The sequence below is a fragment of the Micromonospora sp. LA-10 genome (genome assembly GCF_051853095.1).
GTDB lineage: Bacteria > Actinomycetota > Actinomycetes > Mycobacteriales > Micromonosporaceae > Micromonospora > Micromonospora echinospora_A.
In genome coordinates this window covers 1,395,039-1,415,791 of the sequence record NZ_CP195710.1, presented here as the reverse complement: position 1 = coordinate 1,415,791, position 20,753 = coordinate 1,395,039, and the positions used below count along the sequence as shown (strand labels likewise).

The 20,753-nt window shown below is 73.4% G+C and carries 18 protein-coding genes; 8 read left to right on the top strand and 10 right to left on the bottom strand.

The window, feature by feature from the left end:
- Positions 1-81 precede the first annotated feature (81 nt).
- Positions 82-1,740, top strand: a complete 1,659-nt coding sequence (locus ACSDG8_RS06640; RefSeq protein WP_210894933.1) for a D-glucuronyl C5-epimerase family protein — start codon at positions 82-84, stop codon at positions 1,738-1,740.
- Positions 1,741-1,778: 38 nt separating this feature from the next.
- Here ACSDG8_RS06640 and hrpA read toward each other — a convergent pair whose 3' ends face one another.
- Positions 1,779-5,774 carry an ATP-dependent RNA helicase HrpA gene (gene hrpA / locus ACSDG8_RS06635; RefSeq protein ID WP_210894932.1) on the bottom strand — a complete coding sequence of 1,332 codons (3,996 nt, stop codon included), beginning with the start codon at positions 5,772-5,774 and terminating at the stop codon, positions 1,779-1,781.
- A gap of 126 nt (positions 5,775-5,900) precedes the next feature.
- On the opposite strand from hrpA, the gene ACSDG8_RS06630 reads away from it, so the two are divergent.
- Entirely contained in the window at positions 5,901-6,374 is a 474-nt protein-coding gene (locus tag ACSDG8_RS06630) for a cytidine deaminase family protein (RefSeq protein ID WP_210894931.1), read from the top strand.
- A gap of 26 nt (positions 6,375-6,400) precedes the next feature.
- On the opposite strand, the gene ACSDG8_RS06625 is transcribed toward ACSDG8_RS06630, so the two are convergent.
- The gene (locus ACSDG8_RS06625; protein WP_210894930.1) at positions 6,401-6,760 is read right to left on the bottom strand and encodes a YciI family protein; all 360 of its coding nucleotides are present in this window, start codon (positions 6,758-6,760) and stop codon (positions 6,401-6,403) included.
- A 4-nt stretch (positions 6,761-6,764) separates the two neighbouring features.
- Positions 6,765-7,697: a MerR family transcriptional regulator gene (locus tag ACSDG8_RS06620; RefSeq protein ID WP_210894929.1), complete on the bottom strand. Its 933-nt coding sequence runs from the start codon at positions 7,695-7,697 to the stop codon at positions 6,765-6,767.
- Between the two features lie 105 nt (positions 7,698-7,802).
- On the opposite strand from ACSDG8_RS06620, the gene ACSDG8_RS06615 reads away from it, so the two are divergent.
- The 4 genes from ACSDG8_RS06615 to ACSDG8_RS06600 all read left to right on the top strand — a co-directional run bounded on the left by ACSDG8_RS06615 (position 7,803) and on the right by ACSDG8_RS06600 (position 11,870).
- The gene (locus ACSDG8_RS06615) at positions 7,803-8,849 is read left to right on the top strand and encodes a FecCD family ABC transporter permease (RefSeq protein WP_210894928.1); all 1,047 of its coding nucleotides are present in this window, start codon (positions 7,803-7,805) and stop codon (positions 8,847-8,849) included.
- A 182-nt stretch (positions 8,850-9,031) separates the two neighbouring features.
- Complete coding sequence (locus ACSDG8_RS06610; RefSeq protein ID WP_307856207.1) at positions 9,032-9,994, top strand: FecCD family ABC transporter permease; 963 nt, start codon at positions 9,032-9,034, stop codon at positions 9,992-9,994.
- Positions 9,991-10,893 carry an ABC transporter ATP-binding protein gene (locus tag ACSDG8_RS06605; protein ID WP_210942903.1) on the top strand — a complete coding sequence of 301 codons (903 nt, stop codon included), beginning with the start codon at positions 9,991-9,993 and terminating at the stop codon, positions 10,891-10,893. The genes ACSDG8_RS06610 and ACSDG8_RS06605 overlap by 4 nt, the downstream gene beginning before the upstream one ends.
- 32 nt (positions 10,894-10,925) lie before the next feature.
- The gene (locus ACSDG8_RS06600; RefSeq protein WP_210942904.1) at positions 10,926-11,870 is read left to right on the top strand and encodes an ABC transporter substrate-binding protein; all 945 of its coding nucleotides are present in this window, start codon (positions 10,926-10,928) and stop codon (positions 11,868-11,870) included.
- A 59-nt stretch (positions 11,871-11,929) separates the two neighbouring features.
- Here ACSDG8_RS06600 and ACSDG8_RS06595 read toward each other — a convergent pair whose 3' ends face one another.
- The 4 genes from ACSDG8_RS06595 to ACSDG8_RS06580 form a co-directional block, all read right to left on the bottom strand.
- On the bottom strand, positions 11,930-13,189 hold the full coding sequence (locus tag ACSDG8_RS06595; protein WP_210942905.1) for an Nramp family divalent metal transporter: 1,260 nt from the start codon (positions 13,187-13,189) through the stop codon (positions 11,930-11,932).
- 91 nt (positions 13,190-13,280) lie between these two features.
- The gene (locus ACSDG8_RS06590; RefSeq protein ID WP_210942906.1) at positions 13,281-13,457 is read right to left on the bottom strand and encodes a hypothetical protein; all 177 of its coding nucleotides are present in this window, start codon (positions 13,455-13,457) and stop codon (positions 13,281-13,283) included.
- Between the two features lie 80 nt (positions 13,458-13,537).
- On the bottom strand, positions 13,538-14,407 hold the full coding sequence (locus tag ACSDG8_RS06585; protein WP_210942907.1) for a manganese catalase family protein: 870 nt from the start codon (positions 14,405-14,407) through the stop codon (positions 13,538-13,540).
- Positions 14,408-14,422: 15 nt separating this feature from the next.
- Positions 14,423-15,166: a sensor histidine kinase gene (locus tag ACSDG8_RS06580; protein ID WP_210942908.1), complete on the bottom strand. Its 744-nt coding sequence runs from the start codon at positions 15,164-15,166 to the stop codon at positions 14,423-14,425.
- 65 nt (positions 15,167-15,231) lie between these two features.
- On the opposite strand from ACSDG8_RS06580, the gene ACSDG8_RS06575 reads away from it, so the two are divergent.
- Positions 15,232-15,882: a response regulator gene (locus tag ACSDG8_RS06575; protein ID WP_210942909.1), complete on the top strand. Its 651-nt coding sequence runs from the start codon at positions 15,232-15,234 to the stop codon at positions 15,880-15,882.
- A gap of 106 nt (positions 15,883-15,988) precedes the next feature.
- On the opposite strand, the gene ACSDG8_RS06570 is transcribed toward ACSDG8_RS06575, so the two are convergent.
- Complete coding sequence (locus ACSDG8_RS06570; RefSeq protein ID WP_210942910.1) at positions 15,989-16,636, bottom strand: hypothetical protein; 648 nt, start codon at positions 16,634-16,636, stop codon at positions 15,989-15,991.
- A 130-nt stretch (positions 16,637-16,766) separates the two neighbouring features.
- Here ACSDG8_RS06570 and ACSDG8_RS06565 point away from each other — a divergent pair, with 130 nt between their 5' ends.
- Positions 16,767-17,495, top strand: coding sequence for a nucleotidyltransferase domain-containing protein (locus ACSDG8_RS06565; protein ID WP_210942911.1), 729 nt, complete (start codon positions 16,767-16,769; stop codon positions 17,493-17,495).
- Between the two features lie 17 nt (positions 17,496-17,512).
- On the opposite strand, the gene ACSDG8_RS06560 is transcribed toward ACSDG8_RS06565, so the two are convergent.
- Positions 17,513-20,017: a DEAD/DEAH box helicase gene (locus ACSDG8_RS06560; RefSeq protein WP_210942912.1), complete on the bottom strand. Its 2,505-nt coding sequence runs from the start codon at positions 20,015-20,017 to the stop codon at positions 17,513-17,515.
- Between the two features lie 47 nt (positions 20,018-20,064).
- Complete coding sequence (trmB, locus tag ACSDG8_RS06555) at positions 20,065-20,751, bottom strand: tRNA (guanosine(46)-N7)-methyltransferase TrmB (RefSeq protein WP_210894917.1); 687 nt, start codon at positions 20,749-20,751, stop codon at positions 20,065-20,067.
- Positions 20,752-20,753 lie beyond the last annotated feature (2 nt).

Sequence of the window (20,753 nt, the reverse complement as noted above, 5' to 3'; positions counted from 1 at the left end):
CGAATGTCCTTGCCTGTCCCGGTGCACGGGGCCAGCATGGGAGGGCTGGTGCCCAGCATGTGAAGGACACGGGAGGTTCGCATGCGCCACCGAGATCCTGTCGACCCCGCCGGCCCGACATCGACGCTGAGCCGGCGCGCCGTCGTCGCCGGCTCCCTGGCCGCCGCCTCGGTCCCGCTGCTCGGCGGCGGCCCCGCCTGGGCCGCGACGCCGCAGCAGGCGCCCTCGCTCTGGACGCCGGCGGACCCGGTCATCGACCCGGCCCTGGAGATCGGCCCACCGGGGCCGGTCGAGCCACTGCCGGACCTGTCCGCGATCCCGGCCCGCGACGTGCCGCGGCTGGCCCCGCGCGCGGCGTCCACCCCGGGCGCCGGCCGCGTCGGCGGACCGACCCGCCGGTACGCCGCCACGGCGTCGGTGCCGTTCCAGTTCCGCTACGACGACTTCGAGATCCGGGAACTGCCGATCGGCATCGAGCCCTACCACATGACCTCGCCGGTCCCGCTCGTCGATCCCGGCGTGCACGACTCCACCGGGGTGCGCATGGTGCGCCTCGGCGGCCGGCTCTACGACCACCCGGTCGCCCAGGCGCAGTACGGCCTGCACCTGATGGAGGCGCACCGGATCACCGGCAACGTGACGTACCTGAACCGGGCCAAGCTGCAGGCGCAGCGCCTGATCGACCGCCGCACCCTGCGCTCCGGCGCGTGGTTCTACCCGTACCCGTTCGACCACCGGCTGCACGGCGGCCCCGACCTCTACCCGGCGCCGTGGTACTCGATGATGGCCCAGGGGCAGGCGCTGAGCCTGTTCACCCGGCTCTTCCAGCGCACCGGCGAGACGAAGTGGAAGGGCGCCGCGGACGCCACCTTCGCCTCGTACCTGCTGCCCGCGGCGGCCGGCCAGCCGTGGGGCGTGTACGTGGTCGACGGTCTGCTGTGGCTGGAGGAGTACCCGCACCCGAAGGCGGTCCGCGGCGACCGCACCTACAACGGGCACATGTTCTCCGCGTACGGCCTCTACGACTACTGGGTGCTCACCCGCAACGCCGACGCCAAGCTGATGCTGCAGGGCGCGATCACCACCTACCGGGACGTGTGGGAGCAGGCCCGGGTGCGGCACTGGCGCAGCCGCTACTGCCTGACCCACGGCATCGACGCGGGTCAGTACCACTCCACCCACATGTTCCAGTTCGTCCAGCAGTACGCCATCACCGGTGACACGTACCTGGCCCAGCTCGCCGACCTCTGGTACACCGACTACCCGCCCTACGGCGTGAAGGGCAACATCCGGTTCTCCTCCGGCACGCACACCGCGTACAAGTTCAACAGCGCCGGCACGGTGACCGCGCGGACGAAGATGACGCTGGCCCGCGCCAGCGCCGCGCCCTCCGGCGACCGCGTGAAGATCATGCGCCAGACCGGGATCTGGTACGCGATCACCGCCGGCACCCTGACCGGCTACTACGTGCAGGAGTACTCGCCCTACCGGTACCAGGTCGGCATCTGCGCCGGGTTCGGCTACAAGCTGCACCGGCCCGGCACGATCGCCGTCGACGCCCCACCGGCGTACTCGATCGACGCCGCCGGGCTGATGAAGTCGGTGCCCACCACCTACCGGATCGGTGACGCGGTGGCCATCGACGGCCGCTCGGTGCTCAACGGCCGCGAGCACGTCCGCCTCATCGAGGGGCCGTACGCCGGCCGCTGGCTCGGCTTCGGCGCGGTGATCCGCCGCTGACCGGGACCGCCGCGCCGGCGTCGCACCGGCGCGGCGGCTCAGCGGCCCTCGGCCTCGTCCATGGCCCGGTAGATGCGCTGCTCGGAGACCGGGTACGGGGTGCCGAGGGCCTGCGCGAACACGTTCACCCGCAGCTCCTCGATCATCCAGCGGATCTGCCGGGCCGCCGCTGCCTGGCGCCGGGCCGGCGGCAGCGCCGCGAGCATGTCCTGGTACTCCTTCTGCACCACGGCGATCCGGTCCTGCTGAGACTTGTCGCGCTGCGGGTTGCCGGGCAGCCGCTCCAGGCGGCGCTCGATCGCGGTCAGGTAGCGCAGCAGGTCGGGCAGGCGCGCGTACCCGGTCTCGGTGATGAAGCCCTTGTGCACCAGGCCGGTGAGCTGGTTACGGATGTCGGCCAGCGCGGCCACCACCGCCAGGTTCCGGGTCGCGCCGAGCCGCTGCTCCACCGCGTACGCGGCGGCCAGCACCCGGCGGACCCGATCCATCACCTCGACCACGGTGTCCACCAGGTCGGCCCGCACCTTGTCGCGCAGCGCGGCGAAACCCTCGGCGTCCCAGGCGGGGCCGCCCGCGTCGCCGATCAGCTTGTCGATCGCCGCCCCGGCCGCGTCCTCAATCAGCTCCGGCACACTGCCGTGCGGGTTGCGGGACAGCGCCAGCTTCGCCTCGTTGCTCAACCGCCCCTGGAGGAACTTCGCCGGTGACGGCAGCGTCAGCCGCAGCAGCCGGCGGGTGCCCGCCCAGTGCGCGGCCTCCTGCTCGGCGGCCGAGTCGAACACCTTCACCCCGACCGTGACGCCCTCGTCCACCAGCGCCGGGTACGCGGTCACCGCGAAGCCGGCGCGGACCTGCTCGATGGTGCGCGGCAGCGCGCCTATCGACCACTCGGTCAGCCCGGTCCGGGCCACGTCCGGCGCGGCGGCGGCCACGACCTGGCGTACCTCCTGGCGCAGCTCGCGTTGCAGCGCCGGCAGGTCCTTGCCCTCGGCGACCGGCTTGTCGTCGTCGCCGAGCACCCGGAACGTGACCCGCAGGTGCGGCGGCAGCCGGCCCAGGTCCCATGCGTCCGGCGGCACCGTCACCCCGGTCATCCGGCGCAGCTGCCGGGTCAGCGCGGCCAGCAGCGGCTCCTCGCCCGGCGTGATCGCGGCCAGCGCGGCCCGCGCGTAGTCGGGCACCGGCACGAAGTTGCGCCGCACCGGCTTGGGCAGCGACCGGATCAGCGCGACGACCAGCTCCTCGCGCAGCCCCGGCACCTGCCAGTCGAAGCTCTCCGCCGGCACCTGGTTGAGCAGCGGCAGCGGGATGTCCACAGTGACGCCGTCGGCGGGCGCGGTCGGGTCGAACGTGTACGTCAGCGGCAGCGTCACGCCGTCGGCCCGCCACTCGTCCGGGAAGTCCTCCTCGTCCACCCCGCCCCGGCCGGCGTTGACCAGCAGCTCGCGGGTGAACGTGAGCAGGTCCGGCTGCTCCCGGCGGGTCTTCTTCCACCACGAGTCGAAGTGCCGGCCGGAGACCACATCGGCGGGGATGCGCTGGTCGTAGAAGGCGAAAATGGTCTCGTCGTCGACCAGGATGTCGCGCCGCCGGGCCCGGTTCTCCAGCTCCTCGATCTCGGTCAGCAGCCGCTGGTTGTCCCGCCAGAAGTGGTGGTGGGTCTGCCAGTCGCCCTCCACCAGGGCGTGCCTGATGAACAACTCCCGGCTCAGCGCCGGATCGATCCGCCCGAAGTTCACCTTGCGGGAGGTGACGAGCGGGATGCCGTACAGCGTGACCTTCTCGTAGGCCATCACCGCGGCCTGCTTCTTCTCCCAGTGCGGCTCGCTGTAGCTGCGCTTGACCAGGTGCTGGGCCAGCGGCTCGACCCACTCCGGCTCGACCCGGCCGGCCACCCGGCCCCACAGCCGCGACGTCTCCACCAGCTCGGCGGCCATCACCCAGCGCGGTGGCTTCTTGAACAGCGCCGACCCGGGGAAGACCGCGAACTTCGCGCCCCGCGCGCCCAGGTACTCGTGTTTCTGCGCGTCCTTGAGACCGAGGTGCGACAGCAGGCCGGGCAGCAGCGACTGGTGCACCTTCGGGGTGTCGATCTCCTCCGGCAGGTCTGCGCCGGCGCCGCGCCGGCCCTCACCCTTGTCCGAGGTGCTTCTCACCTGGCGCAACTGGCTGACGATGTCCTGCCACTCGCGTACCCGCAGGTAGTTGAGGTATTCGGCCTTGCACATCCGGCGGAACGCGCTGGAGGAAAGCTCCCGCTGCTTCTCCCGCAGGTAGCGCCACAGGTTCAGGTACGCGACGAAGTCGGACTCCTTGTCGGCGAACCGGGCGTGCGCCTGGTCGGCCTGGGCCTGCTTGTCGGCCGGGCGCTCGCGGGGATCCTGGATGGACAGCGCGGCGGCGATCACCACCACCTCGGTGGCGCAGCCGTTGCGTTCGCCCTCCAGGACCATCCGGGCCAGCCGGGGGTCGACCGGGAGCTGCGCCAGCCGCCGGCCCAGCGCGGTGAGCCGCTTCGCCGGGTCGGTCTCGGCCGGGTCGAGCGCGCCCAGCTCGTGCAGCAGGTTGACGCCGTCGGTGATGTTGCGCCGGTCCGGCGGGTCGATGAACGGGAACGCGGCGACGTCGCCGAGCCCGATCGCCGTCATCTGGAGGATGACCGAGGCCAGGTTGGTGCGCAGGATCTCCGGGTCGGTGAACTCGGGGCGGGAGTCGAAGTCCTGCTCGTCGTAGAGGCGGATGCAGATGCCGTCCGAGGTACGCCCGCAGCGGCCCTTGCGCTGGTTGGCGCTGGCCTGCGAGACCGGCTCGATCGGCAGCCGCTGCACCTTCAGCCGGCTGGAGTAGCGGGAGATCCGGGCGGTGCCCGGGTCCACCACGTACTTGATGCCCGGCACCGTCAGCGAGGTCTCCGCGACGTTCGTGGCCAGCACCACCCGGCGGTTGGAGTGCGCGGCGAAAACCCGGTGCTGCTCGGCGGTGGACAGCCGGGCGTACAGCGGCAGGATCTCGGTGCCGAGCAGCGACCGCCTGGACTGCACCAGCTTGCCCAGCGCGTCGGCGGTGTCCCGGATCTCCCGCTCGCCGCTGAGGAACACCAGGATGTCGCCCGGCCCCTCGGCGGCCAGCTCCTCGACCGCGTCGCCGATCGCCTGGATCTGGTCGCGGACGTTCTCCTCGTCGGCCTCGTCCTCCTCCTCGGCCTCGGTGACCTCGACCAGCGGCCGGTAGCGGACCTCCACCGGGTAGGTGCGCCCGGACACCTCGACCACCGGTGCCGGGTTGCCCTCGGCGTCGGCGAAGTGCTTCGCGAACCGGTCGGTCTCGATGGTCGCGGAGGTGATGACCACCTTGAGGTCGGGCCGGCGGGGCAGGAGCTGCCTGAGGTACCCGAGGATGAAGTCGATGTTGAGGCTGCGCTCGTGGGCCTCGTCGATGATCAGCGTGTCGTACTGCCGCAGCATCCGGTCGGTCTGCAACTCGGCCAGCAGGATGCCGTCGGTCATCAGCTTGACCAGGCTGTTCTCGCCCACCTGGTCGGTGAAGCGCACCTTGTAGCCGACCACGTCGCCCAGCTCGGTGCCGAGTTCGTCGGCGATGCGGTCGGCGACCGTACGGGCCGCCAGCCGGCGGGGCTGGGTGTGCCCGATCAGGCCGGTGATCCCGCGCCCCAGCTCCAGGCAGATCTTGGGCAGCTGGGTGGTCTTGCCGGAGCCCGTCTCACCGGCCACGATCACCACCTGGTGGTCGCGGATCGCGGCGGCGATGTCGTCCCTGCGCTCGCTGACCGGCAACTGCGCCGGGTAGGTGATCACCGGCACCGCCGCGCGGCGCGCCTGGAGCCGGGCCTCCGCGCGGGTCACCTCGGCCGTGATCTCGGCCAGCGCCGCGTCCCGCCGCTGCGGGTCACGCAGCCGTCGCGCGCCGTCGAGCCGCCGCTGGAGGCGGCGCTGGTCGCGGAACATCAGCGGGGCGAGGCGGCGGTGCAGGTCGCGGGCGGTGTCAGGGGCGGCGGGTACGGCTGGCTTCTGCATGTCGTCGCCAAGGATAGGCAGCCGCGCGGCGGACCGCCCCCGGGTTACCGGCGCTGGGCGCGCCGCCACCGGCCGGATCGCCCGGCGGGGATAAAGTTGCCGCCGACGGGCCGACGAGGGGCGGGGATGATCATGCGGGACACCGACCGGGCGCTCGTGCAGGCCGCCACCGCCGTGGCGAAGCTGCGCTGCCGCAGTGACAACCACACAGTCGCCGCCGCCGTACGCAGCACCGACGGCCGGGTGTTCAGCGGCGTGAACGTCTACCACTTCACCGGCGGCCCGTGCGCCGAGGTGGTGGCGATCGGCGCCGCCGCGACCCAGGGTGCCGGCGAGCTGGAGACGATCGTCGCGGTGGGGGACCGGGGCCGGGGCGTCATCCCGCCGTGCGGGCGCTGCCGCCAGGTGCTGCTCGACTACTTCCCGTCGATCAAGGTGATCGTGGGCCCGCCCGACGGGCTGCGCGCGGTCCCGATCGCCGACCTGCTGCCCGAGACGTACGTCTGGTCCGACCAGCAGGTCGAGGTGCCGGCCGGGCCGCGTGCCCCGCTGTGGCCGACGCCGGTGGTGCCGGGCGTCCGTCAGGCCGCCGAGGACTGACCCGCGCCCCGGCGGAGCCACGACGCTCAGTCGCCGGCCGCGGCCTCCAGCATCGAGCGGGGCACCGGCACCTGCTCGAAGCGGACCTGGCCCTCCGGCACCATCCAGCTGCTCACCCGCGCGACCAGATGTCCCGCGCGTACCGCCGGGTCGTTCGCGTACAGCTCGCGGGCCATCTGCGGGTCCACCGACAGCACCGCGAAACCTCGGATCCGCTCGTCGTCGCCGTCCAGGAACGGCCCGGCCGCGAGCACCGCGCCCTGCTCCACCAGCCCGGCCTGGTGCGCCAGGTGGGCGTCCTGGATCCGGTCGAGGGCGTCGCGCGGCAGGTCCGGCGCGTCGTCCGGGCGGACCAGCAGCACCACCGTGTGCCTGTCGAATCGCATGCCCTCAGGCTAGGGGCTGCCGCGCGAGCAGGGCCCGGATCGACCAGTCCAGCACCGGCGCCAGGCTCTCCGCCGGTGGCCAGCCGTTGACCACCGAGAGCAGCTCCAGGTACCGCTCCCGGCGAGGGTCGCGCGCGGTCCGCAACCGGTCCAGCATCCGCCGTCGCAGGTCGGCGTCGTCCGGCCGGCCGCAGAGCCGCGCGTACCGGCTCGCCACCCGGGCCAGGACCGGGTCGGCGCCGGGCGAGGCGGGCTCGACCCCGTCGGCGAGCGCCGGGGTCACCTCCTCCCGGGCCACGGCGACCACGTCCCGGCGTACGCCCCCGGCCCCCACCCGGTCGGCCGCGTGCTGCTCGGCCAGCCGGCGCAGCACGGCCCGGAAGCCCGGGTCCAGGGCCAGCTCGGCCAGCTCCACCCACGCCTCGATCTGCCCGTCGTCCGGGTCGTCCGGCAGCTCCGGCGTGAGCGACCGGCGGATGCCCGCGAACCCCGGATCGGTCAGGTCACCGAAGGACGCGTCGAGGAACTCCTCGACCAGCCGCCGACGCTCCCGCGCGGCCAGGACGGCCAGCCGGTGCAGCAGGTCGGCCCGGCGCGGGCCGGCCCCGCGTCGGGCGATCACGGTGAGCGCCGCGCGGCGCGACCGCAGCAGGCGGATCTGGGCGGCCAGCGCGTCCGCGTGCGCCGAGGCCACCTCGGGCAGGGTGACCTCCCGCGCCACCACCCGGCGCACGGTGGGCAGGTCCACACCCAGCTCGCGCAACGTGCGCACCAGGTCGAGCCGGGCCACCGCCTCCCCGTCGTAGCGGCGGTGGCCGGTCGGCCCCCGGTCGGTGGGCGGCACGATGCCGCGGTCGGACCAGAACCGGATGGTCTTCACCGGCACCCCGGTCCGCCGGGCCAGGTCGCCGATCGAGTAGCGCTCCGCACCGTTCATGCCATCCACCATCGTGCCTCCCCCTGGTGGAGGCGCAACCCGCTTAGGTACGCCTTACCAGGTCAGCTAAGGTGAGGCGCACCTAACCGGAAGGCGTGCAACCCCGTGACGACCGTCGCCCTCCGGCCCACGCGGGCCGGGGCCCCCGCCCGCCGTGGCGCACCCCGCCGCATCGCGGTCACCCTGGCGGCGGCACTGCTGCTCCTGCTGGCGCTGCTGGCCAGCCTGGCGCTCGGCAGCCGGCACATCCCCGTCGACCAGGTGTGGCACGCGCTGGTGTCCCCGGACGGCGGCGACGCCACCACAGTGGTCCGGGACATGCGGCTGCCGCGTACCGTCCTCGGGCTGGTCGTCGGCCTCGCGCTGGCGCTGGCCGGCGTGCTGTTCCAGGCGGTCACCCGCAACCCGCTGGCCGAGCCGCGCATCCTCGGCATCAGCGCCGGGGCCTCGTTCGGCGTGGTGCTGGCCATCGCCGTCTTCGGGGTCGGCACGCTCGCCGGGTACGTCTGGTTCGGCATCGCCGGCGCGCTGCTCACCGGGCTCCTCGTGTTCGCCGTCGCCAACCGCGCCCGCGACGGCGCCAGCCCGGTCACCCTCGCGCTCGTCGGCGCGGCCCTCGACGCCGGTCTCGGCGCCATCGTGTACGCGCTGCTCAGCATCGACGCCCGCACGTTCGAGGAGTACCGCTTCTGGGTGGTCGGCGGGCTGACCGGCCGGGGCGTCGGCGTGGCCGGTCAGGTGCTCCCGTTCGTGGCGGCCGGGGTGGTGCTGGCCCTGCTGGCCGCCCGTGGCCTGGACGCGCTCGCCCTCGGCGACGACGTGGCCCGGGGACTCGGCCACCGGGTCGCCCTGGTCCGGCTCGCCGCGGGCGGCGGTGGCGTGCTGCTCACCGGCGCCGCGGTGGCCGCCGCCGGGCCGATCGCCTTCGTCGGGCTGGCGGTGCCGCACCTGGCCCGGGCGCTCGTGGGCGCTGACCACAGGTGGACGCTGCTGGTCGCCGCGCTGCTCGGCCCCGCGCTGGTGCTGGCGGCCGACGTGGCCGGCCGTCTGGTCGCCCCGCCCGGCGAGATCCCGGCCGGCATCATCACCGCACTGCTGGGCGCCCCGCTGCTGGCCTACCTGGTCCACCGAGCCAAAACGGTGACGACATGACCACCCCCACCCCCACCCCGGCCTCCCGCGATCTTGCACTTGCCGCCCTGGCGAAAGGGGCGATCCCGGCACCCTCGGGGCACCAAGTGCAAGATCGACGGCGCGGAGGGCGGCCTCGGGGGGCAGGGCGCGGGGTTCTGCGGGTCGGGGCGGTGGTGGTGCCGTTTCGGTGGCGTCCTGTCGTGCTGGCACTTGTGCTGTTCGGGCTGCTCTGCCTCGCGGTGGTGGTCAGCCTGTCGCTGGGGACGCCGTACGTGGCCCCCGTCGACGTGCTGCGCTCGCTCTCCGGCGCGGGCACCCCGTACGACCTCGTGGTGCGCGACCTGCGACTGCCCCGCGCGGTCCTCGCGGCGGTGGCCGGGGCGGCCTTCGGCGTGGCCGGCACGCTGATCCAGAGCGTCGCCCGCAACCCTCTGGCCAGCCCCGACGTCATCGGCGTCACCCAGGGCGCCGGACTGGCCGCCACCATCGCGCTGACCAGCGGGGCGGCGGCGGTGCTGGTGGCGCCCGCGGCGCTGCTCGGCGGCCTGGCCGCGGCGGTGCTGGTGTTCGCGCTGGGAGCCCGGCACGGCCTGGCCGCCCAGCGGTTCGTGCTGGCCGGCGTGGCGGTGGCGTTCGCGTTCCGGGCGCTGATCGAGGTGGTCATGCTCACCGCCGACCCGATCGACGGGCTGCGCGCGCAGATCTGGCTGATCGGCACGCTCGCCGGCAAGGGGTGGAGCGAGGCGGCCTGGATCGCCGGCACGCTCGCCGTGCTGCTGCCGGTGCTCCTCTGGGCCGGCTGGGCGCTGCGCAGCAGCACGCTCGACGACGACACCGCGCGGGGTATCGGCCTGCGGCCGGTGGCCCGGCGCATGGGGCTGGCCGGCACCGGCGTGCTGGCCGCCGCCATGGTCACCGCCCAGGTCGGCGCGGTGGACTTCGTGGCGCTCGTCGCCCCGCAGGTGGCCCGCCGGCTGGCCCGGACCGAGCGGCCGCCGCTGCTCTGCTCCGCGCTGCTGGGCGCGTTGCTGCTGGTGCTCGCCGACCTGGGCGCCCGGCGGCTGCTGGCGCCCACCCAACTGCCGGCCGGCGTGCTGACCGCCGCGATCGGCGGCCCGTACCTGATCTTCGTGCTGCTGCGCACCCGAGGGAGGCGCTCGTGACCGCGCTGCTGTCCACCCGCGACCTGGTCGTCGGGTACGAGGGCCGGACCGTGCTGGACGGACTGGACCTCGACCTGCCGGCCGACACGTTCACCGTGATCGTCGGCCCGAACGCCTGCGGCAAGTCGACGCTGCTGCGCACCATGGCCCGCCTGCTGACCCCCCGGCGGGGCGCGGTGCTGCTCGACGGCGCGGCGATCCGGGACCTGCCCACCCGGGACGTGGCCCGGCGGCTCGGCGTGCTGCCGCAGAGCCCGCTGGTGCCCGAGGGGATCACCGTGGCCGACCTGGTCGGCCGGGGCCGGCAGCCCTACCAGCGCTGGTGGCGGCAGTGGTCGGCCGAGGACGGGCGGGCGGTCGAGGAGGCCATGCGGCTGGCCGACGTCGCCGGGCTGGCCGACCGGGCGGTGGACACGCTCTCCGGCGGCCAGCGCCAGCGGGTGTGGATCGCCATGACGCTGGCCCAGGACACCGACGCGCTGCTGCTGGACGAGCCCACCACGTATCTCGACCTGGCCCACCAGGTGGAGGTGCTGGACCTGCTGCACCGGCTGCGCGCCGAGCGGGGCCGGACCGTGGTGGCCGTGCTGCACGACCTCAACCAGGCGGCCCGGTACGCCGGCCACCTGATCGCCATGCGCGACGGCGCGGTGGTCGCCGCCGGCGAGCCGCGCGAGATCCTCACCGCGGACCTGGTCCGCGACGTGTTCGGCCTGGACTGCGTGGTCGTGCCCTGCCCGGTCAGCGGCGCGCCGCTGGTGGTGCCCGCCCTCAGCCAGCCCGCCCGCGCCGAAAAAGCAGCCACCGAGACCGCGGCCGCCCAGCCAGCGGTCACCCAGACCTCGGCCGTTCCGGCCGCCACGCCGGCCACTGCCGGCGCCCCCGTCGGCGACGCCTGAGCGCGCCGACCCGCACCACCGAAAGGAACACCATGCGTCGTCTCGCCGTCGCACTCACCGCCGCGCTCGCCCTCGGCGTCGGTCTCACCGCCTGCGGGGAGAGCGATCCCGTCGGCGACGCCGGCACCGGGGAGACCCGGGAGATCACCCACGCCATGGGCACCACCAAGGTGCCCGCCGAGCCGAAGCGTGTGGTCGTGCTCGACACCGACAAGATCGACACCGCGTTGTCGCTCGGCGTCACCCCGGTCGGCGCCGCCACCGCCGGTGAGGCGAAGAGCTGGCCCACCTACTTCGGCGCGGAGAAGCTCGCCGGCATCACCGAGGTCGGCGTGCTCACCGAGCCGGACCTGGAGGCGATCAACGCGCTCAACCCGGACCTGATCCTGGGCAGCAAGTTCCGGCAGGAGAAGTTCTACGACGAGCTGTCCAAGATCGCGCCGACCGTCTTCACGGAGAAGGTCGGCATCACCTGGAAGGAGAACTTCCTCCTCGACGGTGCGGCGCTGGGCAAGGAGCAGCAGGCCAAGGACCTGCTGGCCGAGTACGAGAAGCGGGCGAAGGATTTCGGCGCGAAGCTCGGCGACGCCGCGTCCCGCAAGGTCTCCATCGTGCGCTTCATGCCGACCGAGATCCGCCTGTACGGGCCGGACTCGTTCTCCGGCATCGTCGTCGGCGACACCGGCCTGGGCCGCCCCGAGCGGCAGCTGCTCGCCGGCAAGGAGGACAAGCGGATGGACCGGGTCAGCCCGGAGCGCATCGCCGAGGCCGACGGCGACGTGGTGTTCGTGACCGCGTACGGCGAGAAGGCCGCCGCCGAGCAGGCGAAGGTCACCGGCGGCACGCTGTGGAAGGGCCTGTCCGCGGTCAAGGCGGGCAAGGCGCACGTGGTCTCCGACGAGATCTGGATGACCGGCATCGGCGTCGGCGCCGCCAACAAGATCCTGGACGACCTGGAGAAGTACCTGGCCGCCTGAGCCCCGGCACACCCGCGCCCGTCCAGCCCTTGTGTGGCTGGACGGGCGCCGGTGTCTTCTCAGGCGGCCAGCTGCCAGAGCAGGAACGCGTTGAGCGCCACCACGAACGCGGTGATCGCCACCGCCGCCGCGGTGGTGGCCCGCCGGTTGACCAGGCTGCCCATCAGGTCCCGGCGACGGGTGAACATCACCACCGGGATCAGCGCGAACGGGATGCCGAAGCTCAGCACCACCTGGGACAGCACCAGCGCCCGGGTGGGGTCCACGCCGATCGCGAGCACCGCCAGCGCGGGCAGCAGTGTGATCATCCGGCGGATCAGCAGCGGGATCCGGCGGCGCAGGAAGCCCTGCATGATGATCTCCCCGGCGTACGTGCCGACGCTGGTGGAGGCGAGGCCGGACAGGAGCAGCGCGACCGCGAAGCCGACCGCCGCCGCCGTGCCGAGCGTGGTGGCGAGCCCGGCGTGCACGCCTTCGAGGGTGTCGGTGCCGGGGATCGACGTGCCGTGGAAGCTGCTCGCGGCGACCAGCAGCATGGCCAGGTTGACCGCCCCGGCGATGCCGAGCGCGATCAGCACGTCGACCCGCAGGCCCTTGGCGATCACCCGCCGCTGCGTCTCGCCCTCGGCGGGCAGGCGGTTCGGGGTCAGCGCCGAGTGCACGTAGATGACGTGCGGCATCACCGTCGCGCCCAGGATGCCGGCGGCGAGCAGCATGCTGTCGGTGCCCTGCATCCGGGGCAGCAGCCCGGCCGCGGCGTCGGACACGTCCGGCTGCGCGGTGACCAGGTTGACCGCGAACGCCAGCACGATCACGCCGAGCAGCACCGCGATGGCGATCTCGAACGTCCGGAAGCCCCTGGAGCGCAGCGCCAGGATGGCGAACGAGGCGGCGCCGATGATCAGGCCGCCGGGCAGCAGCGGGACGCCGAACAGCAGGTACAGGGCGACCGCCCCGCCGATCACCTCGGCGAGGTCGGTGGCCATGGCGACCAGTTCGGCCTGCGCCCACATGAAGCGGTTGAGCGGCCGGGGCAGGTGCTCCCGGCACAGCTCGGGCAGGCTGAGCCCGGTGGCGAGGCCGAGCTTGGCGGTGAGCGTCTGCACCAGCATGGCGGCCAGGTTCGCCGCCACCACCACCCAGACCAGCAGGTACCCGTACCGGGCGCCGGCGGTGGAGTTGGTGGCGAAGTTGCCGGGGTCGACGTAGGCCACCGCGGCCACGAACGCCGGTCCGAGCAGGATGAGGCGGCCACGTACCGGGCGCGGGGCGCGGGCGGTCCGCAGCGGAGGTACGACGGGTGAGTCGCTTGTTACCACTGTTGCTCCTCGACGACGAACGACGAACGACGGACGACGGACGACGGAAGACGGACGACGAACGGCGGGGCGGGCAGGGGTGAGGACGGGATCAGGCGGGCTCGTGCCGGGTGGGCGGCGCCGGGTCGCGTTGCAGCGCGTCCGCGAACGGGACCAGCGCGGTGAGGACGGCCAGCGCGAGGATCGCGGGCAGGGCCAGGCCGGCGCCGGCCGAGACGAGCGTGAGCAGGCCGAGGACGGCCGTTCTGATGCGGTTGGACGTCGACATGACGACTCCCGACGGTGTGTTGCGTGGGACGGGGGGCGTCGCGCCGGGCCGCCGCGCGGGGCGGCCCGGCGCGGTCGGCATCAGGTGAGCTTGCTCTTGACGGTGGTGGCGATCTTGCCGGCCGTCCCCGGGTTGGTGCCGTACAGGCGCGGATCGCCGGGGGCGAGCACCGGCTCGGGCGCGTGCGCCCGCGGGCTGCTGTCGTAGCGGAACTCGCCCTTGCCGTCGGGCGTCGGACCGGACGCCCACCGGCCCTCGGCCGCGTCCCGGCCGGGGGAGAAGTCCAGGTAGGTGTAGCTGAACTCCTCGGTGAACTCGGGTGAGTCGGGGAAGGCGTCCGGCACCGGCATCTCCTCCAGGCCGTCGGACTTGAGCTGCTCGATGGCCGCCATCCACATGTTCTGGTGCATGGTGTCGCGGGCCAGCAGGAATCGCAGCATCTGCTTGACGCCCGGGTCGTCGGTCATGTTGAACAGGCGGGCCACCTGGAGCCGGCCCTGGGCCTCCGCGGTGACGTTGAGCTGGAAGTCGGCCATCAGGTTGCCGCTGGCGGTGATGAAGCTGCCGTTCCACGGCACGCCGGCGCTGTCGACAGCGAGGGCGCCACCGCCGCCGTGGATGAAGTGCGCCGGGTTGGAGCCGCCGTAGATGGCGCCGACCATCGGGTTCTCCTCGGCGGCCTCCTCCAGCGACAGCGGCGCGTTCTCCAGCAGCCGGGTGATCATCGTGGCGATCATCTCGACGTGGCCCATCTCCTCGGTGCCGACGTCGAGCAGCAGGTCCTTGTACTTGCCGGGCAGCCGGCAGTTCCAGCCCTGGAACAGGTACTGGTTGGCGACGGTCATCTCACCCCACTTGCCGCCAAGGACCTCCTGGAGGCGGCGGGCGAACGCGGCGTCCGGCCCGTCCGGCTTGGCCTCGAACTGCAGGTCCTTCATGTGCGTGAACATGTCGTCTCCTCCGGTTCACCGATGCTGTCCGCTCCCGGATGCCCGCTGCGGCGGCCCGCCGGGGCCGATCCGTGTCCCGGACGGGACAGCCCGCACCGGCACCGGCAGCCGGACGTCGACTGCGAGCCCGCCGGTGCGCGGCCGGCGGGCGCGCAGCGTTCCGCCGTAGGTGTCGACCAGGCGCCGCACGATCCACAGTCCGAGGCCGTGACCGGCGGCCGACGGGGCCGGCCGGGCCAGCGCGGCGCGCAGCGCGGGACACGGGCCGCCCTGGTCGCGGACCGAGACGGTCAGCGTGGAGCCGCGCACCGCGGCGCGTACCTCGATCTCGCCGCCGGCCGGGCCGTAGCGCAGCGCGTTGTCCACCAGGTTGGCGAGGATCTGCCGGACGTGCTGCTCCGGCACGGGTAGGCCGGCGGCGGCGTGGTCGAGGCGCGTGCGCAGCCGGGCGCCGGCCCCGGCCGTCGCCGCGCGCACCACGGCGGCCAGGGGGACGCGAGCTGGCGGGCGCGGCTCGTCGCGGGCGCCGGGCTCGCCCAGGTCGTCCAGCAGCGCACCCAGGTGTACGGCGTGCTCGTGCGCCAGCGCGGCGATGGCCCGGCGGTCCGGAGTGGTCAGCGCCGTCTGCTCGGCGAGTGCCCGGGTGAGGGCCGCCAGCGCCTGTACCGGGGTCCGCAGCTCGTGGCAGAGCACCCGGATCGACAGCGACTCGTCCCGGTCGTCCAGGCGTCCCCACGGGGACACGGAGTCCACAGCCATGCCGGGTTGTTCCCGATGCTTACTCACATATGCCACTAACCTGAGCCGGGAGGAGGAAAGCAGACATGAGGGACGGCACCGTCCGGCTCGCGGTGGTGGACGACCACGCGCTGTTCGTACGAGGGCTGGAACTGCTGCTGTCCGCCACCACCGACGGCCGGACCCGGGTCGTCGGCTCGACCACCGACGCCGCCGGGGCCGCCGCGCTCGTAACCCGGTCCGCACCGGATCTCGTGCTGGTGGACCTGCACATGCCGCCACCTGGTGGCCTGCGGGCGATCGCCGCCATCCGCCGCACCAGCCCACACGTGCGCGTCCTCGCGATGTCCGGCTCGGACGACCCGGCGCCGGCGGTGGAGGCGCTGCGCTGCGGCGCCGAGGGCTACCTGCCCAAGACCAGCGAGCCGGAGGACCTGCTGCCCCCGCTGCTGGCCGTGCTGGACGGCTGGGCGGTGGTGCCCGGCGCGCTGCTGCGGCGGCTCGTCGGGCCCGTCCGGTCGCCCGGACTCAACCTCGACGACGAGGAACGCCGGCTGCTGCGGGCGATCGCGACCGGCGAGGGCGCGGTGACGATCGCCGAGCGGATGCACACCTCCGAGCGGACGGTGAAGCGGATGACCGCCGCCCTGCTGCGCAAGCTGCGGGTGACCAACCGGGTGGAGGCCGCCGCGCTGGCCGGACGGGCCGGCCTGCTGGACGAGCGCCCGGAGCGCTGAACCGGGCACGCCGCCACCGGCACGGCGAACGGCCGCCCCGGGGGAGCGGGGCGGCCGTTCGGTCGGGCGGTGCTCGGTTCGGCGTGCGGCGGGTCGTGGCGGCCGGTCAGGCGGCGGTGGACCAGATGGCCCGGAACGCGGCGGCCTCACCGGCCAGCCACTGCTCGATCTGCTGGGGCTTGACGTCGGTGGGCATCCGGTGCGCCTCGCCGCGTCGCACGTCGACCAGGACCGGCTCGGCGTGCGGCAGCACCGCGTCCATGTGCCGGGCCATCAGGTGCAGCGTGGCGAGCGTGGCCTCCTCGCTCGGCGGCGCCTCGTCGAAGTGCAGCCGGATCGCCTCGGCCCGGCCGTCGGCGTACCGGACGCCGAACTGCGGGTTGATCTTCACGGGCAGGTCACCCAGCATGGCCAGCGCGTCGCGGGTCTGCGCCAGGTCGACGCCGGCCGGCTCGCCGAGCGAGTGCAGCCAGCGGGTCGCGCCCGGCACGAGCGCCTCGTAGAGCGGTCGCCAGCGCGGTTTGACCAGGTCGGCGACCTGCGCGAGGTGGGTGCCGCCGGTATGGAACGCGACGTCGGCCTTGAGCGCCTTGACGAACTGGCCGTGCGGGTTGAAGCCGTGCCGGCTGGCCCGCTGCCGGCGCAGCCCGCCGACAAAGGTGGCCTTGGTGGGCCCGGTGCGGTCGACGTACCGGGTGAAGCCGAGGAGGGTGGCGTAGGGGGTGACAGGGGCGGCGGAGGTGGGCGCGGTCACTGGCGTCCTCCCAGGTCAACAACTGGATTAGTACATACATTCTAATCGACAGGTCTGACATCGCCCAGGGCTTCGGCGGACGTTCTCGGCATCGACGTCGACCACTGCGGACGCTCCCTATACTCGCCCCATGGCGGCAACACCGGCTGTCGTCCGGGACCTCGGCGACGAGCTGAGGAAGCTGGGATGGGTCAGCGACCTGATGGTGGCGGGGTCACTGGCCACCGGCGACTACGTGCCCGGCGTCAGCGACCTCGACCTGGTCGCACTCGTCGACGGGCCGGCCGACGCCGGTCGACGGGACGCGCTCGTCGCGATTCATCGCCGCCTCGACGGCGGCAGCGGCGCGGGACTCAAGCTCGGCTGCGTGTACGTCGACGCCGCCACCCTGCCCGACCTCGAACTGCGGCATCCGACCTGGACCCACGGCCGGCTCGTCCACCGCGTCCTCTCCCGGGTCACCAGAGCGGAGCTGGTCCGGCACGGATACGAGGTCTTCGGACGCTCACCGGGCGACGTCCTCCCCGAGGTCTCCGCCGACGACATTCGAGCGGCGGCCCGCGCCGAGCTGACCGGCTACTGGGCCTGGGCCGCTCGACGTCCATGGTTGTGGCTGGACCCCACCGTCGCCGAGCTCGGTCTCACCTCGATGGCCCGGGGCCGGCATGCGCTCCGCGAGGGCATGCTGCTCACCAAGACGCAGGCGATCAGCCAGGCGCACGCTCCCGCCTGGCTGACCGACCGACTCGTCGCCCGGCGGCGGGGCGAGGACGTCACCTCCCCGCCCCGGATCCGGACGGCCTTCGTCGCCTGGCGCGACGCCCGCCGAACGGTCGCCCACGCACGGCGCGCCCGCTGAGCGGCGGCCCGCCTCCGCTACAACTGACCCACGTCGGTCACCCGGACCACCGCCGCGCCGGTCTCGTCGGAGGCGGCGAGGTCGATCTCGGCGCTGATGCCCCAGTCGTGGTCGTCGTCCGGGTCGTCCAGGATCTGCCGTACGGTCCACGTCTCGCGGCCCTGCTCGATCATCAGCAGCGACGGCCCGCGCGCGTCCGGGCCCACCCCGATCGCGTCGTACGTCTCGAAGTACGGCTCCAGCGCGTCGGCCCAGGCGTCGGCATTCCAGCCGTTGCCGGCGTCCAGCTCGCCGAGCAGGTCCCAGCGGCGCAGCGCGGCCAGCTCGACGCGGCGGAACATCGCGTTGCGCACCAGCACCCGGAACGCCCGCGCGTTGCGGGTCACGGCCGGCGGCCGGTCGTCCAGCGAGGCGGCGACCTCGGCCACGTCCGAGGGGTTGCGCAGCCGCTCCCACTCGTCGATCAGGCTGGAGTCGACCTGGCGGACCAGCTCGCCCAGCCACTCGATGAGGTCGACCAGCTCCTCGGTCTTCGCGTCCTCGGGGACGGTCTGGCGCAGCGTCTTGTACGCGTCGGCGAGGTAGCGCAGCACCAGCCCCTCGGACCGGGACAGCCCGTAGAACTGGACGTACTCGGTGAACGTCATGGCCCGCTCGTACATGTCGCGTACCACGGACTTGGGGGAGAGCTGGTGGTCGGCGACCCACGGGTGGCCCTGCCGGTACATCTCGTACGCGGACTCCAGCAGCTCGGCCAGCGGCTTGGGCCAGGTCACCTCGTCGAGCAGTTCCAGGCGTGCCTCGTACTCGATGCCCTCGGCCTTCATCGCGGCGACCGCCTCGCCGCGGGCCTTGAACTGCTGCGCGGAGAGCACCTGGCGCGGGTCGTCCAGGATCGATTCGATCACGCTGAGCACGTCGAGCGCGTACGACGGGGACTCCCGGTCGAGCAGCTCGACGGTGGCCAGCGCCAGCGGCGACAGCGGCTGGTTGAGCGCGAAGTCGAGCTGGAGGTCGACGGTGAGGCGTACCCGGCGGCCGGTCTCGTCCGGCTCGGGCAGCTCCTCGACCACGCCGCCGGCCCGCAACGCGCGGTAGATGGCGATGGCCCGGCGGATGTGCCGGCGCTGCGCGGCCGGGTCCTCGTGGTTGTCGGTGAGCAGGTGCCGCATCGAGGCGAACGCGTCGCCGGGGCGGCCGATCACGTTCAGCAGCATCGAGTGGCTCACCTGGAAGCTGGAGGTGAGCGGCTCCGGCTCGGCCTCGACCAGGCGCTGGAACGTCGGCTCGCCCCAGCCGATCGAGCCCTCCGGCGGCTTCTTCTTCACCACCTTGCGGCGCTTCTTCGGGTCGTCACCGGCCTTCGCCAGGGCCTTCTCGTTCTCGATCACGTGCTCGGGGGCCTGCACCACGACCCGGCCCAGCGTGTCGAATCCGGCCCGCCCGGCCCGGCCGGCGATCTGGTGGAACTCGCGGGCCTTGAGCAGCCGGGTGCGGGTGCCGTCGTACTTGCTCAGGCCGGTGAACAGCACCGTACGGATCGGCACGTTGATGCCGACGCCGAGCGTGTCCGTCCCGCAGATGACCTTGAGCAGGCCGGCCTGGGCGAGCGTCTCGACCAGGCGGCGGTACTTCGGGAGCATGCCGGCGTGGTGCACGCCGATGCCGTGGCGGACCAGCCGGGACAGCGTCTTGCCGAAGCCCGAGGTGAACCGGAAGTTCCCGATCGCCTGGGCGATCATGTCCTTCTCGGCGCGGCTGCAGACGTTCACGCTCATCAGCGCCTGGGCGCGTTCCAGCGCGGCGGCCTGGGTGAAGTGCACGACGTACACCGGGGCCTGCTTGGTCTGGAGCAGCTCCTCCAGCGTCTCGTGCAGCGGCGTGGTCGCGTACGAGAAGAGGAGCGGGACCGGCCGCTCGGCCGAGCGGACGACGGCGGTCGGCCGCCCGGTACGCCGGGCCAGGTCGTCGACGAAGCGGGTGGTGTCGCCGAGCGTGGCGGACATCAGTACGAACTGGGCCTGCGGCAGCTCGATCAGCGGCACCTGCCAGGCCCAGCCCCGGTCCGGCTCGGCGTAGAAGTGGAACTCGTCCATGACCACCTGGCCGACGTCGGCGCGGGTGCCCTCGCGCAGCGCCAGGTTGGCCAGGATCTCCGCCGTGCAGCAGATGATCGGCGCGTCCGCGTTGACGCTGGCGTCGCCGGTGAGCATGCCGACGTTCTCGGCGCCGAAGACCTCGCAGAGCGCGAAGAACTTCTCCGAGACCAGCGCCTTGATCGGCGCGGTGTAGAAGGTCGTGCGGTCGTCGGCGAGCGCCGCGAAGTGCGCCGCGATCGCCACCAGGCTCTTGCCCGAGCCGGTCGGCGTATTCATGATCACGTTCGCGCCGGAGACGATCTCGATGACCGCCTCCTCCTGATGGGGATAGAGGCTCAGGCCGCGCTCGGACGCCCAGGAGGCGAACGCGTCGTAGAGGGTGTCGGGGTCGGCGGTCTTCGGCAGCGCGGCGGTGAGAGTCATGGCGGCTCCCATCGTGCCTGGATCGCACCACGCCGCGCCAACCGGGTTCAGCGCCGCCGGTGGATCAGGTCGAAGACCTCCCGGCCGGCGGTCAGCGCGCGGCGTTCGAACTTCGTCACCGGCCGGTGCTCGGGCCGGGGCGCGTAGCCGCCGTACACGTCGACCAGCTCCGGGTCGGCGGTGAGCGTCTCGCGCATCGACTCGGCGTACTCGGCCCAGTCCGTCGCGCAGTGCAACGTGCCGCCGGGCGCCAGCCGGGAGCGCAGCAGCGCCACGTGCGCCGGCGCGATGATCCGCCGCTTGTGGTGGCGGGTCTTCGGCCACGGGTCGGGGAAGTAGACGTGCACCGCGTCCAGGCAGCCCTCCGGCATGGCCCGGACCAGGTCGAGCGCGTCCCCCTCGGCCACCCGCACGTTGTCCAGACCGTGCCGTTCGACCAGGTCGAGCAGGTTGGCGATTCCCGGCGTGTGGACCTCGACCGCCAGATAGTGTCGGTCCCGGTCGGCCGCCGCCATGGCGGCGGTGGCGTCGCCCATGCCGGAGCCGATCTCCAGCACCAGCGGCGCCCGCCGTCCGAACAGCGCCGCCGGATCGCACGGCCCGTCGAGGGCGGCGATCCTGAGGCCGTACGCGGGCCAGAGCCGGTCCAGCGCGTCGCGCTGCCGGTCGCTCATCCGCCCGCGACGCGGATGGAAGGTGCGGATGCGGGCGGCGGGAAGGTCGGTGAGGGTCACAA

Coding starts and splice junctions, on each gene's coding strand:
- ACSDG8_RS06630 (WP_210894931.1), top strand. CDS start 5,901: ATGATCATGCGGGACACCGACCGGGCGCTCGTGCAGGCCGCCACCGCC.
- ACSDG8_RS06590 (WP_210942906.1), bottom strand. CDS start 13,457: ATGTCGACGTCCAACCGCATCAGAACGGCCGTCCTCGGCCTGCTCACG.
- ACSDG8_RS06560 (WP_210942912.1), bottom strand. CDS start 20,017: ATGACTCTCACCGCCGCGCTGCCGAAGACCGCCGACCCCGACACCCTC.
- ACSDG8_RS06565 (WP_210942911.1), top strand. CDS start 16,767: ATGGCGGCAACACCGGCTGTCGTCCGGGACCTCGGCGACGAGCTGAGG.
- ACSDG8_RS06640 (WP_210894933.1), top strand. CDS start 82: ATGCGCCACCGAGATCCTGTCGACCCCGCCGGCCCGACATCGACGCTG.
- ACSDG8_RS06575 (WP_210942909.1), top strand. CDS start 15,232: ATGAGGGACGGCACCGTCCGGCTCGCGGTGGTGGACGACCACGCGCTG.
- ACSDG8_RS06580 (WP_210942908.1), bottom strand. CDS start 15,166: ATGGCTGTGGACTCCGTGTCCCCGTGGGGACGCCTGGACGACCGGGAC.
- ACSDG8_RS06600 (WP_210942904.1), top strand. CDS start 10,926: ATGCGTCGTCTCGCCGTCGCACTCACCGCCGCGCTCGCCCTCGGCGTC.
- ACSDG8_RS06625 (WP_210894930.1), bottom strand. CDS start 6,760: ATGCGATTCGACAGGCACACGGTGGTGCTGCTGGTCCGCCCGGACGAC.
- ACSDG8_RS06585 (WP_210942907.1), bottom strand. CDS start 14,407: ATGTTCACGCACATGAAGGACCTGCAGTTCGAGGCCAAGCCGGACGGG.
- hrpA (WP_210894932.1), bottom strand. CDS start 5,774: ATGCAGAAGCCAGCCGTACCCGCCGCCCCTGACACCGCCCGCGACCTG.
- ACSDG8_RS06620 (WP_210894929.1), bottom strand. CDS start 7,697: ATGAACGGTGCGGAGCGCTACTCGATCGGCGACCTGGCCCGGCGGACC.